16 protein-coding genes are annotated in these 14,084 nt (G+C 59.6%); 3 read left to right on the top strand and 13 right to left on the bottom strand.

Features of this window, described 5'->3' with window-relative positions:
* Nucleotides 1–2 precede the first annotated feature (2 nt).
* The 6 genes from ACDZ94_RS06575 to ubiE are packed head-to-tail and all read right to left on the bottom strand — an operon-like array spanning nt 3 to nt 4,070.
* Nucleotides 3–281 (bottom strand): twin-arginine translocase TatA/TatE family subunit, encoded by a 279-nt coding sequence (locus tag ACDZ94_RS06575; protein ID WP_064450289.1) that lies wholly within the window; start codon nt 279–281, stop codon nt 3–5.
* A gap of 25 nt (nt 282–306) precedes the next feature.
* Nucleotides 307–639, bottom strand: coding sequence for a phosphoribosyl-ATP diphosphatase (locus tag ACDZ94_RS06570; RefSeq protein ID WP_053253935.1), 333 nt, complete (start codon nt 637–639; stop codon nt 307–309).
* A 2-nt stretch (nt 640–641) separates the two neighbouring features.
* Nucleotides 642–1,034, bottom strand: a complete 393-nt coding sequence (gene hisI / locus ACDZ94_RS06565) for a phosphoribosyl-AMP cyclohydrolase (protein ID WP_012721796.1) — start codon at nt 1,032–1,034, stop codon at nt 642–644.
* Between the two features lie 41 nt (nt 1,035–1,075).
* Complete coding sequence (gene ubiB, locus ACDZ94_RS06560) at nt 1,076–2,680, bottom strand: ubiquinone biosynthesis regulatory protein kinase UbiB (protein WP_432751221.1); 1,605 nt, start codon at nt 2,678–2,680, stop codon at nt 1,076–1,078.
* Nucleotides 2,677–3,300 carry a ubiquinone biosynthesis accessory factor UbiJ gene (locus tag ACDZ94_RS06555; RefSeq protein ID WP_064450291.1) on the bottom strand — a complete coding sequence of 208 codons (624 nt, stop codon included), beginning with the start codon at nt 3,298–3,300 and terminating at the stop codon, nt 2,677–2,679. The genes ubiB and ACDZ94_RS06555 overlap by 4 nt, the downstream gene beginning before the upstream one ends.
* Entirely contained in the window at nt 3,300–4,070 is a 771-nt protein-coding gene (ubiE, locus tag ACDZ94_RS06550) for a bifunctional demethylmenaquinone methyltransferase/2-methoxy-6-polyprenyl-1,4-benzoquinol methylase UbiE (protein WP_003171186.1), read from the bottom strand. Before ubiE ends, ACDZ94_RS06555 begins: the two co-directional genes overlap by 1 nt.
* A gap of 144 nt (nt 4,071–4,214) precedes the next feature.
* Between ubiE and ACDZ94_RS06545 the strand changes: the two genes are divergently transcribed.
* The 3 genes from ACDZ94_RS06545 to ACDZ94_RS06535 all read left to right on the top strand — a co-directional run bounded on the left by ACDZ94_RS06545 (nt 4,215) and on the right by ACDZ94_RS06535 (nt 5,981).
* Nucleotides 4,215–4,490: a polyhydroxyalkanoic acid system family protein gene (locus tag ACDZ94_RS06545; RefSeq protein WP_407015919.1), complete on the top strand. Its 276-nt coding sequence runs from the start codon at nt 4,215–4,217 to the stop codon at nt 4,488–4,490.
* Between the two features lie 105 nt (nt 4,491–4,595).
* Complete coding sequence (locus ACDZ94_RS06540) at nt 4,596–5,018, top strand: phasin family protein (RefSeq protein ID WP_064450292.1); 423 nt, start codon at nt 4,596–4,598, stop codon at nt 5,016–5,018.
* A gap of 12 nt (nt 5,019–5,030) precedes the next feature.
* Nucleotides 5,031–5,981, top strand: a complete 951-nt coding sequence (locus tag ACDZ94_RS06535) for a phasin family protein (RefSeq protein WP_221293734.1) — start codon at nt 5,031–5,033, stop codon at nt 5,979–5,981.
* 171 nt (nt 5,982–6,152) lie between these two features.
* Here ACDZ94_RS06535 and ACDZ94_RS06530 read toward each other — a convergent pair whose 3' ends face one another.
* The 7 genes from ACDZ94_RS06530 to hslV all read right to left on the bottom strand — a co-directional run bounded on the left by ACDZ94_RS06530 (nt 6,153) and on the right by hslV (nt 13,873).
* A complete protein-coding gene (locus tag ACDZ94_RS06530; protein WP_064450294.1) occupies nt 6,153–6,773 on the bottom strand; it encodes a TetR/AcrR family transcriptional regulator in 621 nt (206 codons plus the stop codon).
* A gap of 27 nt (nt 6,774–6,800) precedes the next feature.
* The gene (gene phaC, locus ACDZ94_RS06525) at nt 6,801–8,483 is read right to left on the bottom strand and encodes a class II poly(R)-hydroxyalkanoic acid synthase (protein ID WP_064450295.1); all 1,683 of its coding nucleotides are present in this window, start codon (nt 8,481–8,483) and stop codon (nt 6,801–6,803) included.
* Nucleotides 8,484–8,571: 88 nt separating this feature from the next.
* On the bottom strand, nt 8,572–9,417 hold the full coding sequence (phaZ, locus tag ACDZ94_RS06520) for a poly(3-hydroxyalkanoate) depolymerase (protein WP_053253943.1): 846 nt from the start codon (nt 9,415–9,417) through the stop codon (nt 8,572–8,574).
* 164 nt (nt 9,418–9,581) lie between these two features.
* Entirely contained in the window at nt 9,582–11,261 is a 1,680-nt protein-coding gene (phaC, locus tag ACDZ94_RS06515) for a class II poly(R)-hydroxyalkanoic acid synthase (protein WP_064450296.1), read from the bottom strand.
* Nucleotides 11,262–11,510: 249 nt separating this feature from the next.
* A complete protein-coding gene (locus tag ACDZ94_RS06510; protein WP_064450297.1) occupies nt 11,511–11,888 on the bottom strand; it encodes a gamma-butyrobetaine hydroxylase-like domain-containing protein in 378 nt (125 codons plus the stop codon).
* Nucleotides 11,889–11,967: 79 nt separating this feature from the next.
* Nucleotides 11,968–13,305 carry an ATP-dependent protease ATPase subunit HslU gene (hslU, locus tag ACDZ94_RS06505; RefSeq protein WP_064450298.1) on the bottom strand — a complete coding sequence of 446 codons (1,338 nt, stop codon included), beginning with the start codon at nt 13,303–13,305 and terminating at the stop codon, nt 11,968–11,970.
* 37 nt (nt 13,306–13,342) lie between these two features.
* The gene (gene hslV, locus ACDZ94_RS06500) at nt 13,343–13,873 is read right to left on the bottom strand and encodes an ATP-dependent protease subunit HslV (protein WP_064450299.1); all 531 of its coding nucleotides are present in this window, start codon (nt 13,871–13,873) and stop codon (nt 13,343–13,345) included.
* Between the last annotated feature and the right edge of the window lie 211 nt (nt 13,874–14,084).

The raw sequence follows: 14,084 nt of genomic DNA, 5'->3' as shown, positions 1-14,084 counted from the left end.
GCTCACGAGTCTTTGCGGGTCGGCTCTTCGACTTTTTCAGCCTGCACGTCGAAGGTACGACGCTCGGTGATCGGCTGGGTCGCCTGCGGGTGCACAGGCTGGGCCGGAGGTACCGGGTTGACCACCGGGTCGACGGGCTTTTCATCATCGTTCATGGCTTTGCGAAAGCCCTTGATCGACTCGCCCACGTCGGTGCCCAGGTTCTTGAGTTTCTTGGTGCCGAATACCAGAACGACCACCACGAGAATGACGATCCAGTGTTTCCAGTCAAAAATGCCCATGCTGCAATTCCTCTGTAAAAGTTATTCAGGCGGACGGGCGCGAGGCCTTTTCGACGTGCCCGGACAAGCCGAAGCGACGGTCCAGTTCATCCAGCACGGCCTGTGGATGCTGCCCCAGTTGGGCGAGCATGACCAGACTGTGGAACCATAAGTCAGCGGTTTCGTAGATCACATCGCTGCAATCACCGCTGATCTGCGCGTCTTTGGCGGCGATGATCGTCTCGATGGATTCTTCGCCAAGTTTTTCCAGAATCTTGTTCAGGCCCTTGTGGTACAGGCTGGCGACATAGGAGCTGTCGGCATCCGCGCCTTTGCGGTCTTCCAGCACCTGGGCCACACGGTTCAGGGTATCGCTCATGTTCAGTGTCCTGCCGAGTAAATGGCGTGCGGGTCTTTGAGCACCGGTTCCACAACCTTCCATTCGCCATTCTCGAACACGCGATAGAAGCAGCTGTGACGGCCGGTGTGGCAGGCGATATCGCCGATTTGCTCGACCTTGAGGATCACCACGTCGGCGTCGCAGTCGATGCGCATCTCGTGCAGGGTTTGCACGTGCCCGGACTCTTCGCCCTTGCGCCACAGTTTGCCACGCGAACGTGACCAGTAAATGGCGCGCTGCTCAGTGGCGGTGAGGCTCAGGGCCTCGCGGTTCATCCAGGCCATCATCAGTACGCGCCCGGTCTTGTAGTCCTGGGCAATGGCCGGCACCAGGCCGTCACTGTCCCACTTGATCTCGTCCAGCCAGTCTTTCATGTTCGGCTCCGGCAATTTGCGACAGTGTATAACCGGATGGGTTATCGACGCACGATCAGATAAACACCCACGGCGACCATGATGCCCGCCGGCCAATGCCCCAGTTGGTTCAGCGGCCCGCCAATGGCCAGCATCACGCCACCGACCAGGTGCGCGGCACCCAGCAGGCGCAGGAACCAGTCGTCCTTGCGCGTTTGCCATGGCGGTGCGGGGTCTTTGGCATGGGGCTGAGACATCCGTTCCAGCAGGTCGCGGGTCATGTTGGCCAGGTGCGGCAGTTGCTCCACTTGGCTTTGCAGGTTGCCCAGCAGGGTTTTCGGGCTGACGCGCTCGCGCATCCAGCGTTCGAGGAACGGCTGCGCGGTATTCCACAGGTCGAGGTCCGGGTACAACTGACGGCCCAGGCCTTCGATGTTGAGCAGGGTTTTTTGCAGCAAGACCAACTGCGGCTGCACTTCCATATTGAAGCGGCGCGCGGTCTGGAACAGGCGCATCAGCACCTGTCCGAATGAAATATCTTTTAACGGTTTTTCAAAGATTGGCTCGCACACCGTGCGGATCGCTGCTTCGAATTCGTTGAGCTTGGTTTCCGCCGGCACCCAGCCCGAATCAATGTGCAATTGCGCCACGCGGCGATAGTCACGCTTGAAGAAGGCGAACAGGTTACGCGCCAGGTAATCCTGGTCTTCCGGGGTCAGGCTGCCGACGATGCCACAGTCGATCGCAATGTACTGCGGGCTCCACGGGTTCACGGTGCTGACGAAGATGTTGCCCGGGTGCATGTCGGCGTGGAAGAAACTGTCGCGGAACACCTGGGTGAAGAAGATCTCTACACCGCGTTCGGCGAGCATCTTCATGTCGGTGCGCTGGTCGGCCAGGGTGGCGAGGTCGGTGACCTGCACGCCGTAGATGCGCTCCATCACCAGCACTTTAGGGCGGCACCAGTCCCAATACACCTGCGGCACGTACAGCAGCGATGAGCCTTCGAAGTTGCGCTTGAGCTGGCTGGCGTTGGCGGCTTCGCGTAGCAGGTCGAGTTCGTCGTAGATGGTTTTTTCGTAGTCGGCGACCACGTCCACCGGGTGCAGCAGGCGCGCATCGGCAGAGAAGCGTTCGGCGGCCCGGGCCAAGATGAACAGCCACGCCAGGTCCTGACCGATGATCGGCTTGAGGCCTGGGCGAATCACCTTCACCACCACTTCTTCGCCGGTCTTGAGCTGCGCTGCGTGCACTTGTGCGACCGAGGCCGAGGCCAGCGGCTCGACGTCGAAGCGGCTGAACACTTCGCTGATTTTCTTGCCCAGCTGTTCTTCGATCAGCTTCATCGACTGCTGGGAGTCGAAGGGCGGTACGCGGTCCTGCAACAGCATCAGTTCGTCGGCGATATCTTCCGGTAGCAGGTCGCGCCGGGTGGAGAGGATCTGCCCGAATTTGATAAAGATCGGACCCAGGTCCTGCAACGCCAGGCGCAGGCGCGCGCCACGGCTCAGCTCCAGCGGTTTGCGCGGGAACCAGCGCCACGGCAGTATGTAGCGCACCGCCAGCAGAAACCATGGCAAGGGCAGGGCGAACAGCAGGTCATCGAGGCGGTAGCGGATTACGACGCGCTGGATACGAAACAAACGGCGGACGGCGAGCAGCTTCATGCGTTATCGCTTGGATCAAGGGACCGGCTCAGGCGCTCGAAGCGCGCCTCAAGGCGTTCCAGGTCGATTTTGGCCTTGTCGAGTTCGCGAAAGCGCGCTTGCGCTTCGCGTTCTCCGACCAGGGTGCGCGATTCTTCGCTCAGGTATTCGGCGAGGTTCTGGTTGAGGCTGGCGAACCCCTGCTGGTACCAGCGCGCGCGGCTGCGCAGGTGCCCGCTGATCAGTTGGGTGGCGACGGGGCCGATCCAGCGCGACAGCTCGTATTCCCAATCCAGTTCCAGGTCTTGCAGCACGGCGGCCAGGTCCATCAGCACCGCGCTGTCGCCTTCCAGCTCCACTTCAGGGCTGTGCAGGATGGCGGTTTTATTGCGACTCAACACCAGGTGCAACAGGCTCGACGCCGGCGCACGCAGGGTGCAGTCGGCTTCGGCGGCCCAATCACTGGCGAGCAGCAGGCCTTCATCGCTGGGCAGGATAAACAGCTGCAAGGCAGGGCTGCGGCAATCTACGGCAATGATTTTGCCGTTCAAGTGCGCGAGCCGCGCCAGGGCGGTGCTGTCCAGGCGCAGTACACGGTTAAGGCCGTGTTCAACGCTGGCGAGAAGACCGGCGAACAGCATCAGGGCTTGATACCGCGGTGCAGGGCGACGATACCCGAGGTCATGTTGTGGTAGGTCACGCGGTCGAAACCGGCTTCTACCATCATGGACTTCAGGGTTTCCTGGTCGGGGTGCATGCGGATCGATTCAGCCAGGTAGCGGTAGCTTTCGGCGTCATTGGTGATCAGCTTGCCCATCAGCGGCATGAAGGCGAACGAGTAAGTGTCGTAGACCTTGGACATCAGCGCGTTGGTCGGCTTGGAGAACTCCAGCACGAGCAGGCGGCCGCCCGGCTTGAGTACGCGCAGCATCGAGCGGATCGCGTCCTCTTTATGGGTCACGTTGCGCAGGCCGAAGGCGATGGTCACGCAGTCGAAATGGTTGTCCGGGAACGGCAGTTTTTCTGCGTCGGCCTGGACGAACTCGATATTGCCGGCCACACCTTTATCCAGCAGGCGATCACGGCCAACCTTGAGCATCGAGCCATTGATGTCCGCCAGCACGACCTGGCCGGTAGGGCCGACGAGCTTGGAGAACTTGGCCGCCAGGTCACCCGTACCGCCGGCGATATCCAGCACGCGGTTGCCGGTGCGTACGCCAGACAGTTCGATAGTGAAGCGTTTCCACAGGCGGTGCATGCCGCCCGACAGCACGTCGTTCATCAGGTCGTACTTGGCGGCTACGGAGTGGAACACCTCAGCGACTTTTTCCGCTTTCTGGCTTTCCGGGACGTTCTTGAAGCCGAAGTGAGTGGTGGGTTCGGCATCGCTGCCTTTGCGCTGATCAGTCATATCGCTGTCACCAAAAGAGAATGCGGGACATGATAATCCCCAAGGCCTGCTTTGTCTTGGCAAGGCTGAAGGTAAGATAGACGGTCACCGAGACCTTTTGCCGCATGGCAGGTGTTCCAGTCGCTATAAAGAGGAGTCATAGCAATGGCCCGTATTACCGTTGAACGTGCGCACACCCTGGGTAAGGACGGCGCGCGCGCGAAGGCCGAGAAGTTGGCGAACAAACTCAAGGAGCAATACGGCCTGGAGCCGTCGTGGTCCGGCGATACCTTGAACCTCAAGCGTTCGGGGGTTAAAGGCACCGTGGTGGTTGCGGATGATTCGTTGCGCATTGATGTGGAACTGGGACTGTTGATGTCGGCCATGAGTGGCACTATCAAGTCTGAAATCGAGAAAGCCCTGGATAAGGCATTGGCCTGATGGCTGTGTTCTTAGGGTGCCGATTCTAATTTTTCACCCTACTTTGTGCCCAAGCCCTCAACTCCTGCGGGCCGTTCCTCGACCCTAATCTGCGTGAGGTGCACCATGGCCAAAGTTATTTTGAAGAAAAAAATCGACGTTCAGTCTACCGCCCTGAGTGACGTTAAAAGCTATGCCCGCAAGATCTGGCTGGCGGGCCTTGGTGCCTATGCCAAGGTCGGCAGCGAGGGTACCGAGTACTTCAAAGAGCTGGTTAAGACCGGTCAACATGTTGAAAGTAAAGGCAAAAAAGTTGTGGTTGAACAACTTGATGCCGCCAACAGTCAGATTGACCAAGTAAAGAGTAATGTCTCAAGCGTCAAAGGCCTGGTTGAAGTTCAACTGGATAAAGTTGAAAAAGCTTTTGACACGCGTGTTGCAAGTGCCTTGAATCGGATCGGCATTGCGTCTAAACATGACGTTGAGACACTCTCTGCTAAGCTCGAAGAGCTGACGGCATTGCTAGAACGTGTCGCGCGTAAACACTAAGGAGACATCGGGATGGCTGTTAAAAAGACGACTCAGAAAGAAGGCAGCTCGTGGATCGGGGAAGTTGAAAAATATTCCCGTAAAATCTGGCTTGCTGGTTTAGGCGTGTACTCGAAGGTTAGCAGTGACGGCGGCAAATACTTCGAGACTTTGGTCAAGGACGGCGAGAAGGCCGAGAAGTTGACCAAGAGCACAGTCGGTAAAAAAGTAGAGGCGGCAAAAGCGAGCGCCGGTTCTGCCAAATCAAGTATTTCGGATACATGGGGCAAGTTGGAAGAGACTTTCGACAAGCGTCTCAACAGTGCTATTTCGCGATTGGGCGTGCCCAGCAAAGCGGAGTTGAAAACGCTTCACGGCAAGGTCGATACCCTGACCAAGCAAATCGAAAAGCTCACCGGCGCTAAAGTGGCCCCGGCTAAAACCGCCGCGGCTAAACCCGCTGCCAAGCCTGCCGCCAAAACCGCCGCCGCCAAACCGGCTGTGAAAACAGCGGCCAAGCCTCTGGTTAAAGCGGCTGCCAAGCCGGCTGCCAAACCTGCGGCTAAAGCGGCTGCCAAGCCCGCGGCGAAAACCGCTGCTGCCAAACCGGCCGCCAAGTCTGCGGCTAAGCCAGTGGCCGCTAAAGCAGCTGCCAAGCCAGCGGCTAAACCTGCAGCCAAGGCGGTCGCAAAACCCGCCGCGAAGCCAGCAGCTAAAACCGCAGCGGCAAAACCAGCTGCCAAGCCCGCTGCAGCAAAAGCTGCAACGGCAAAACCTGTGGCTGCCAAGCCAGCGGCAAAACCAGCCGCCGCCAAGAAGCCCGCTGTAGCGAAAAAGCCAGCAGCGCCAAAGCCTGCCGTCGCGGCCAAGCCTGCAACGCCAGCGCCAACCGCTTCGACAGCCAACTCGGTCTCCGCGCCGACGCACGCTGCTACTGCCCCGACTGTAACGCCGGCAACCCCGACGCCATCCAGTCAGTCCTGATTTTTTCAGGGCACAAAAAAACGCCCGGCCTGCGAAGGTCGGGCGTTTTTTTGCGACTTTATGAACACCTCAAATCCAGTGTGGGAGCGGGCTTGCCCGCGATGGCGCAGTGTCAGTCACATTGAAATTGGCTGATCCACCGCTATCGCGGGCAAGCCCGCTCCCACATGTTCAATCCAGATCATCCAAGTATTTCAGTGCGAACTTCTCGGTCGCCTGTCGCGCCGGCAACAGCAGATGCGGCGCCACCAGCATCATGATTTGGTACACCACCACCCGCACCTCGCCCTCACGGTCCAGAATCCGCTGGTAATCCAGCGAAAACAGCAAGGTCATGGTGATTTGCTCCACCAGTTGCCCCAGCGCCTGGGTATCACTGACCAACTGCCCCGCCGCCTTGAGTCGCGCCAGTAATGAAGCCAGTGTTCGCTTGAGCGCCGTCAGCAAATTACGAATGCCCTTGGCCAGCTTCGGCAGGCGTCCTGCAAGGTTCGACAGGTCCTGAAACAGAAACCGGTAATGGGCCATGCGCTCGACGATCAGGTGCAGGAATAACCAATAGTCCTCGGCCCTCAACTGCGCATCTGCCGGTGGGTCGAGCAGCGGTGCCAGTTCGTTCTGGAAACGCTCGAACAGCCCGAGTACCAACGGTTCCTTGCCATGGAAATGGTAGTAGAGGTTGCCGGGGCTGATCCCCATTTCATTGGCCACCTCCATGGTCGACACGTTCGGTTCGCCCTTGTGGTTGAACAACAGCAGGGCACATTCAAGGATACGGTCGCGGGTCTTCATCCAGTCTTCTTAATGTGATCGTTGAGCTCAGCGCACTCGCACATAAGTGCCCGGCGCCGCTTCCATCGGTGGGTAATTCTGGTTGCCCAGGGCGGTCAGGGTTTCGCGTTGTACGCCGGAGCGTTGTTGAACCCACTCCAGCCACTGCGGCCACCAGCTGCCTTCGACGTGGTTGGCGTCGTAGTACCAGGCGCGTGGGTCGCTGCTCAGCTTGGGGTTTTCGACGTAGTTGGCCTTGGGGTTGCCCGGTGGGTTGAGGATGCTCTGGATATGCCCGCTGTTGGACAGTACGAAGCGTCGCTCGCCGCCCAGCAATTGTGTGGAGCGATACACCGCGTCCCACGGTGTGATGTGGTCGTTAATCCCGGCCACGCTGAAGCTGTCCACCGTGACCTTCTGCAAATCGATAGGCGTGCCGCACACTTCCAGGCCGCCGGGATGGCTCAACGGGTTGTGCTTGAAGAAGTCCAGCAAATCGCCATGCAGCGCGGCGGGCAGCCGCGTGTTGTCGTTGTTCCAGTACAGGATGTCGAACGCTGGCGGTTCCTTGCCCAGCAGGTAGTTGTTGATCCAGTAGTTCCAGATCAAGTCGTTGGGGCGCATCCAGGCAAACACCTTGGCCATGTCGCGACCGTCCAGCACGCCTTGCTGGTAGGAGCGGCGCTTGGCGGCTTCCAGGGTTTGTTCATCGGCGAACAGCGTGGCGGGGCTGTCGATCTGGCTGTCCAGCAGGCTCACCAGGTAACTAGCGCTGGAAATGCGCCGCAGCTGGCGCTTGGCTTGCAGGTGGCCCTGCAGCGCGGCGATGGTCAGGCCGCCGGCGCAAGCCCCCATCAGGTTGACCTCGCGGGCGCCAGTGATCGCCCGGCACACATTCAACGCTTCTTCCAGCGCCGCTACGTAGGTGGACAGGCCCCATTCGCGGTGACGCACATCCGGGTTGCGCCAGCTGACCATAAAGGTCTGCAGGCCGTTTTTCAGGGCGTACTGCACAAAGCTGTTGGCCGGGCTGAGGTCGAAAATGTAGTACTTGTTGATTTGCGGCGGCACGATCAGCAGGGGCTTGGCGTACTGTTTTTCGCTCATCGGCTTGTATTGGATCAGCTCCAATAGCTCGTTGCGAAACACCACTGAGCCCGGGGTAGTGGCGACGGTCTTGCCCACTTCAAACGCGTGTTTGCTGACCTGGCTTGGCAGGCCATTGTTGTGCAGCAAGTCGTTAAACAGATTGCTCGCGCCGCGCACCACACTGTTGCCGCCTGAGTTGAGCAACTCCTTGATGGCCAGCGGGTTGAGCAGCGTATTGGAGGGCGAGACAGCATCGTTGAGCAAGGCGAAGGCGAAGTGCGCGCGGGCTCGGTCATCCGCGCTCAAGGCGCTGTCATCGATCCAGTGGCGGGTCTGTTTCTGCCAGCTCAAATAGGCTTGCAGGCTGCGTCGATACAGCGGGTTGAGCTTCCAGGTGGGGTCGATAAAGCGCGCGTCGTTAGGGTTGGGCTCGTGCACGGTTTCGCCCAGTAAGACGCGGCCCAGCTGACCGCCTAGTGCCAGCGCATGACGCGCGGTATGCACCGGGTTGCGCAAGCCGTGAGCTGCAACGCTGCGCAGGGTCGCCAGCAGATCCCGCCCCCTGAGGCCGGTAATCGCATTTTGCGCATTGATGAACGCGGCAGGGATGGGCGCCGGGTTCGTCACGGGTCTTTCTCGCATGAGCCAACACTCCTTCGTCAAGGCAACAACAGGCACGCCAATTCAGAACCATAGTCGGTTCTCGGCAAGTTGCGCGGCGGTGCAGTCCTTACACCGCCGGTCGCGGGTGAATCACAGCCCGCAGGCGCTCCTCCTCGAGAAACTTCATGATGATCGGCGCCACGGCTTCGGCCCGGGTGATCAGGAACAAGTGGCCGTCATCGATGATGTGCAACTGTGCGTTGGGAATGCGCCAGGCGAGCATGCGCATGTTGATCAGCGGGATCAGCGGGTCGTCGTCCCCCGCCAGCACCAGGGTGGGTTGGCGGATTTTGTGCAGCCAGTGAATGCTGGTCCAGCCCAGCCCCGCGAACAGTTGCCAGTAGTAACCCAGCTTGCCGGCCGAGCGCACTTTGCTGGCGTGCTCGGCGGCCAGTTTTGAATCGCGGCGGAACGAACCGCCATAAATCATTGGCGCAATGCGCACCACATGGGACGGCTGGATATAACGCCGGGGGCTGGCCATGAGCCACAGTACCTTCGGCTTGCCCGGCACCATGAATGCACCGGCAGCGGTGGCCGCGAGGATCAGTTTTTTGCAGCGCTCCGGGTAGTCATACGCAAACTGTTGCGCCAGTGCCCCGCCCCAGGAAACACCCACCGCATTCACCTGGCCATAGTCCAGGTAATCGAGCATGCGCGCGGTAAGTTTGGCTAATCCGGGAAATCGATAGGGCCGTTTGGGCGTCGAGGAGCCGCCCACGCCCGGCACATCGAAGGCGATCACTTCCAGGTCCGGGTCCAGCGCCTGGACGAACGGAAACACCAGCTCAAGGTTGGCGCCGATGCCGTTGAAGATCAGCAGCGGCGTCAAGTGAGGCTTGCCCGGGCGCACCGCCGTGCGGATGGTCTGGCCATCCAGGTCGATGGTACGGAAGATGAACGGTTGCGGCATGCTCAAGCCCTGTGGAGTGGCGCTACTTATCTGTAGGAACTCGGTCTATGTGGGAGCTGGCTTGCCTGCGATAGCGGTGGATCAGCTAGCAAGCAGGTGACTGATAGATTGCCATCGCAGGCAAGCCAGCTCCCACATCGATCTCATTTCAATCACACAATTTTTTATCTTTCATGCACATAAGTACCCGGCGCAGCCTCAGCTGCGGCATAGGCTTTGTTACCCAAACTTGTAGGTGCTTTCTTCATTTTTCCCGCCCGCTCTGCCTGCCATGCCTGCCAGTGCAGCCACCAGGAATCGGTGTGCTTGGTCGCATTTTCCTGCCACTCCAGCGCCTTGCCCGCCAGCCCATCGCTGGTCTGATAGCGCGCCTTGGGGTTGCCTGGCGGGTTGAGGATGCTCTGGATATGCCCGCTGCTGGACAACACAAACTCGACCTTGCCACCAAACAGCTGCGCCGACTTGTAGCAGGACTGCCATGGCGTGATGTGGTCGTTGGTGCCGGCCAGGGAGTAGATGTCGGCGGTGACCTGCTTGAGGTCGATCGGCGTGCCGCACACTTCCAGGGCGTTGGCGCGCACCAGCGGGTTGTTCTTGAACAGCTCGATCAAGTCGCCATGGAAGGCAGCCGGCAAGCGCGTGGTGTCGTTGTTCCAGAACAGGATATCGAACACCGGCGGCTCGTTGCCCAGCAGGTAGTTATTGACCCAGTAGTTCCAGATCAGGTCGTTGGGGCGCATCCAGGCAAACACTTTGGCCATGTCGCGGCCTTCCAGCACACCGGCCTGGTAGGAGTGGCGCTTGGCCGCCTCCAGGGTCTGTTCGTCGACGAACAGCGCCACCTGGGTGTCGAGGGTCGTGTCCAGCACGCTCACCAGCAGGGTGAGGGCGTTGACCTTCTTTTCCCCCAGCGCGGCATAGTGGCCCAGCAGCGCAGTGCAGGTGATGCCGCCGGAGCAGGCGCCGAGCATGTTGATGTCTTTGCTGCCGGTAATCGCCGTGACCACATCGACCGCTTCCTTGAGCGCCTCGATATAGGTCGACAGGCCCCACTCGCGCTGGGCCTTGGTCGGGTTGCGCCAACTGACGATAAACGTCTGCAGGCCATTACGCAGGCAGAAGCGCGCCAGGCTCTTCTCCGGGCTCAGGTCGAACACATAGAATTTGTTGATCTGCGGCGGTACCACCAGCAGTGGGCGCTCGTGTACCTGTTCGGTGATGGGCTTGTACTGGATCAGCTCCAGTACATCGTTGCGAAAGACTACCGCGCCTTCGGTGGTGCCCAGGGTCTTGCCCACTTCAAAGGCACCCATGTTGACCTGGCTCGGCATGCCGCCGTTGTGCACCATGTCCTTGGCCAGATGGGACAGGCCATCGAGCAGGCTTTTACCGCCTGTTTCAAAGAAGCGTTTGACCGCCGCCGGGTTGGCCGCACTGTTGGTGGGGGCCATGGCTTCGGTCATCAGGTTGATCACGAAGTGGCCGCGGCTGATGTCCTGTTCCGACAGGTTGCTGTCGCCGATCCAGTCGTGCAGTTCCTTGCGCCACGCCAGGTAGGTTTGGAGGTAACGTTTATAGAGCGGGTTCTGGCTCCAGGCCGGGTCGTGGAAGCGGCGGTCGTCGCTTTCGGGCACCAGCGCGGATTTGCCGAACATCACATTCTTCAATTCGATGCCAAAGTGGGCGACGTGCTTGACGCTGTGCAACGGTTGCTTGATGGCTTGGGTCAGCACCATCTTCGCCGAGGCTAATAAGTCCTTTTTGCGTAACGCGATGATCGGGTTCAGCCCCAGGGTGTTTTCCGAGGCCTGGCGTTTCAAGTCATCGTTATTCTTGTTACTCATCTACGACGCTCCATTGTCCGAAAGACGAGTACCGGCGATTGCTGCGCACCCAATTTCGATACACGACACCAGCCTGGTACTGCGACTCGGGTGACCGTAAATACCGCATCGTTAAATGCAGGGAACTTGCCAGTTCCATTGGTTACCCGAGTTTAATTTTTTTCGCAAGCGGGCCAATCGTTGGCCACGCGACAGGGCATTCAAGCAGATGAAATTAGAAAATGCCCTCTAAAGAGCAAGAAGCCTGGGCTAGAGCATCAGCCGCACGACCGACTCACTCGGATCGCGGGTTTTACCGGCGGCTTTGAGTTCAGCAAGATAGTCGGCCCACAGCGCTTCCTGGCGCACAGCCAGTTGGTAGAGGTAGTCCCAGGTGAACAGTCCGCTGTCATGCCCGTCGTCGAAGGTCAATTTCAGTGCGTACTGACCGGCCGGTTCTATCTTGATCAACCGGACGTTGAGTTTGCCGAATTGCAGGATGGGTTTGCCGTGGCCCTGGACCTCGGCGGAAGGCGAGTGGGTGCGCAGCAGTTCGGCGGGGAGCTGGTAGACCTCGTCGGGCCCGTAGGTGAGGCCGAGGGTGTTGGAGGTTTTGTGGAGATTTACAGCAGTGGGAAATTTCAACATGTGGGAGACCTTGGGCTGCAAGCTACAAGCTTCAAGTTGAACGCGATCAACTTGCCGCTTGTAGCTTACAGCTTGAGCTCTACAGAATGTAGCGCGACAGATCTTCGTTCTGCGCCAATTCGCCCAGGTGGCTGTTGACGTACTCAGCGTCGATCTTGATCGCTTCGCCATTCTGCAAGCCTGCCATGTCGCCGGCGCTGAAGGACACTTCCTCCAGCAAGCGCTCAAGCAGGGTATGCAGGCGACGGGCACCGATGTTCTCGGTCTTCTCGTTGACCTGCCAGGCGATCTCCGCCAGGCGCTTGATGCCGTCCGGCAGGAACTCGATGGCCAGGCCTTCGGTTTTCAGCAGCTCACGGTATTGCTCGGTGAGCGAAGCGTGTGGCTCGCTGAGGATACGTTCGAAGTCGCCCGGGGTCAGCGCCTTGAGTTCCACGCGAATCGGCAGGCGGCCTTGCAGCTCCGGCACCAGGTCGCTTGGCTTGCTCAGGTGGAATGCACCCGAGGCGATGAACAGGATGTGGTCGGTCTTGACCATGCCCAGCTTGGTGTTCACGGTGCAGCCTTCGATCAGCGGCAGCAGGTCGCGCTGTACGCCTTCGCGCGAGACATCGACGCCACCGGAGTTGCCGCGCTTGGCCACCTTGTCGATCTCGTCGATAAACACGATGCCGTGCTGCTCGACCGCTTCCAGGGCCTTGGCCTTGAGTTCTTCCTCATTGACCAGGCGCCCGGCTTCTTCGTCGCGCACCAGCTTCAGCGCTTCCTTCACCTTGAGCTTGCGGCTTTTCTTCTTGCCCTTGCCCATGTTGGCGAACAGGTTCTGCAACTGGCTGGTCATTTCTTCCATGCCAGGCGGTGCGGAGATATCGACGCCGGACACTTCGGCGACTTCGATCTCGATTTCCTTGTCGTCCAGTTGGCCTTCACGCAGGCGCTTGCGGAACAGCTGGCGGGTATTGGAATCCGAGGCCGGTGCGGCGTCTTCGTTGAAACCCATGCGTGCCGGCGGCAGCAAGGCATCGAGGATGCGTTCTTCGGCGGCGTCTTCGGCGCGATGGCTGACCTTGGTCATTTCCTGTTCGCGCAGCAGTTTCAGCGCGGCGTCGGCCAGGTCACGAATGATCGACTCAACGTCGCGGCCCACATAGCCCACTTCGGTGAACTTGGTGGCTTCGACCTTGATGAACGGGGCGTTGGCCAGTTTGGCCAGGCGCCGGGCGATTTCGGTTTTACCGACGCCGGTCGGCCCGATCATCAGAATGTTCTTCGGCGTTACTTCAACGCGCAGTTCTTCGGGCAGTTGCATCCGGCGCCAGCGGTTACGCAGCGCAATGGCAACGGCGCGCTTGGCATCGTCCTGGCCGATGATATGGCGATTAAGTTCATGGACGATTTCGCGGGGAGTCATGGACATAGTGTTTGGCGGCCTCAAGCGGGAATAAGCCTACGGCTTATTCGGCGAGGTCCTGCTCCTCAATGGTGAAGTTGTGGTTGGTGAACACGCAGATATCGCCGGCGATGCCCAAGGCGGTCTCGACGATTTCACGGGCCGACAGGTCGGTTTTCTTCAGCAAGGCGCTGGCTGCCGCTTGGGCGTAGCCACCGCCGGAACCCATGGCGATCAGGCCATGTTCAGGCTCAACCACATCGCCGTTACCGGTGATGATCAAGGACGCGTCTTTGTTGGCGACTGCCAGCATGGCTTCCAGGCGGCTGAGGGTACGGTCGGTGCGCCATTCTTTGGCGAGTTCGACAGCGGCGCGAACGAGGTGGCCCTGGTGTTTTTCCAGTTGCCCTTCAAAACGCTCGAAAAGGGTGAAGGCGTCGGCGGTGGCGCCGGCAAAGCCTGCGAGCACCTGGCCGTGGTACAGACGACGCACTTTTTTGGCGTTGCCTTTCATCACGGTGTTGCCAAGGGAAACCTGGCCGTCGCCGCCCATGACGACTTTGCCGTGGCGACGTACTGAAACGATGGTGGTCAAGGGGGAGTCTCCACGCAGCGGGGCGAAAATGCCCTGATGGAAACTCATATGGGGGTGGAGGGAGGGATTTCAACCGTAGGGGGGTGTGGCGGACGAGTGGTGTTTATTGGTCTGACACATTTTTGCGAGCGTCCCAAAACCAAATGTGGGAGCGGGCTTGCTCGCGAATACGGTATGTCAGTCGCCGGAAATAGTGACTGATCTACCGCAT

The organism is Pseudomonas sp. UBT (genome assembly GCF_050915955.1).
In the GTDB taxonomy this organism is placed as follows: Bacteria; Pseudomonadota; Gammaproteobacteria; order Pseudomonadales; family Pseudomonadaceae; genus Aquipseudomonas; species Aquipseudomonas antarctica_A.
This window is presented reverse-complemented; position numbering and strand designations above follow the sequence as displayed.

Coding starts and splice junctions, on each gene's coding strand:
- ACDZ94_RS06575 (WP_064450289.1), bottom strand. CDS start 281: ATGGGCATTTTTGACTGGAAACACTGGATCGTCATTCTCGTGGTGGTC.
- ACDZ94_RS06570 (WP_053253935.1), bottom strand. CDS start 639: ATGAGCGATACCCTGAACCGTGTGGCCCAGGTGCTGGAAGACCGCAAA.
- hisI (WP_012721796.1), bottom strand. CDS start 1,034: ATGAAAGACTGGCTGGACGAGATCAAGTGGGACAGTGACGGCCTGGTG.
- ubiB (WP_432751221.1), bottom strand. CDS start 2,680: ATGAAGCTGCTCGCCGTCCGCCGTTTGTTTCGTATCCAGCGCGTCGTA.
- ACDZ94_RS06555 (WP_064450291.1), bottom strand. CDS start 3,300: ATGCTGTTCGCCGGTCTTCTCGCCAGCGTTGAACACGGCCTTAACCGT.
- ubiE (WP_003171186.1), bottom strand. CDS start 4,070: ATGACTGATCAGCGCAAAGGCAGCGATGCCGAACCCACCACTCACTTC.
- ACDZ94_RS06545 (WP_407015919.1), top strand. CDS start 4,215: ATGGCCCGTATTACCGTTGAACGTGCGCACACCCTGGGTAAGGACGGC.
- ACDZ94_RS06540 (WP_064450292.1), top strand. CDS start 4,596: ATGGCCAAAGTTATTTTGAAGAAAAAAATCGACGTTCAGTCTACCGCC.
- ACDZ94_RS06535 (WP_221293734.1), top strand. CDS start 5,031: ATGGCTGTTAAAAAGACGACTCAGAAAGAAGGCAGCTCGTGGATCGGG.
- ACDZ94_RS06530 (WP_064450294.1), bottom strand. CDS start 6,773: ATGAAGACCCGCGACCGTATCCTTGAATGTGCCCTGCTGTTGTTCAAC.
- phaC (WP_064450295.1), bottom strand. CDS start 8,483: ATGCGAGAAAGACCCGTGACGAACCCGGCGCCCATCCCTGCCGCGTTC.
- phaZ (WP_053253943.1), bottom strand. CDS start 9,417: ATGCCGCAACCGTTCATCTTCCGTACCATCGACCTGGATGGCCAGACC.
- phaC (WP_064450296.1), bottom strand. CDS start 11,261: ATGAGTAACAAGAATAACGATGACTTGAAACGCCAGGCCTCGGAAAAC.
- ACDZ94_RS06510 (WP_064450297.1), bottom strand. CDS start 11,888: ATGTTGAAATTTCCCACTGCTGTAAATCTCCACAAAACCTCCAACACC.
- hslU (WP_064450298.1), bottom strand. CDS start 13,305: ATGTCCATGACTCCCCGCGAAATCGTCCATGAACTTAATCGCCATATC.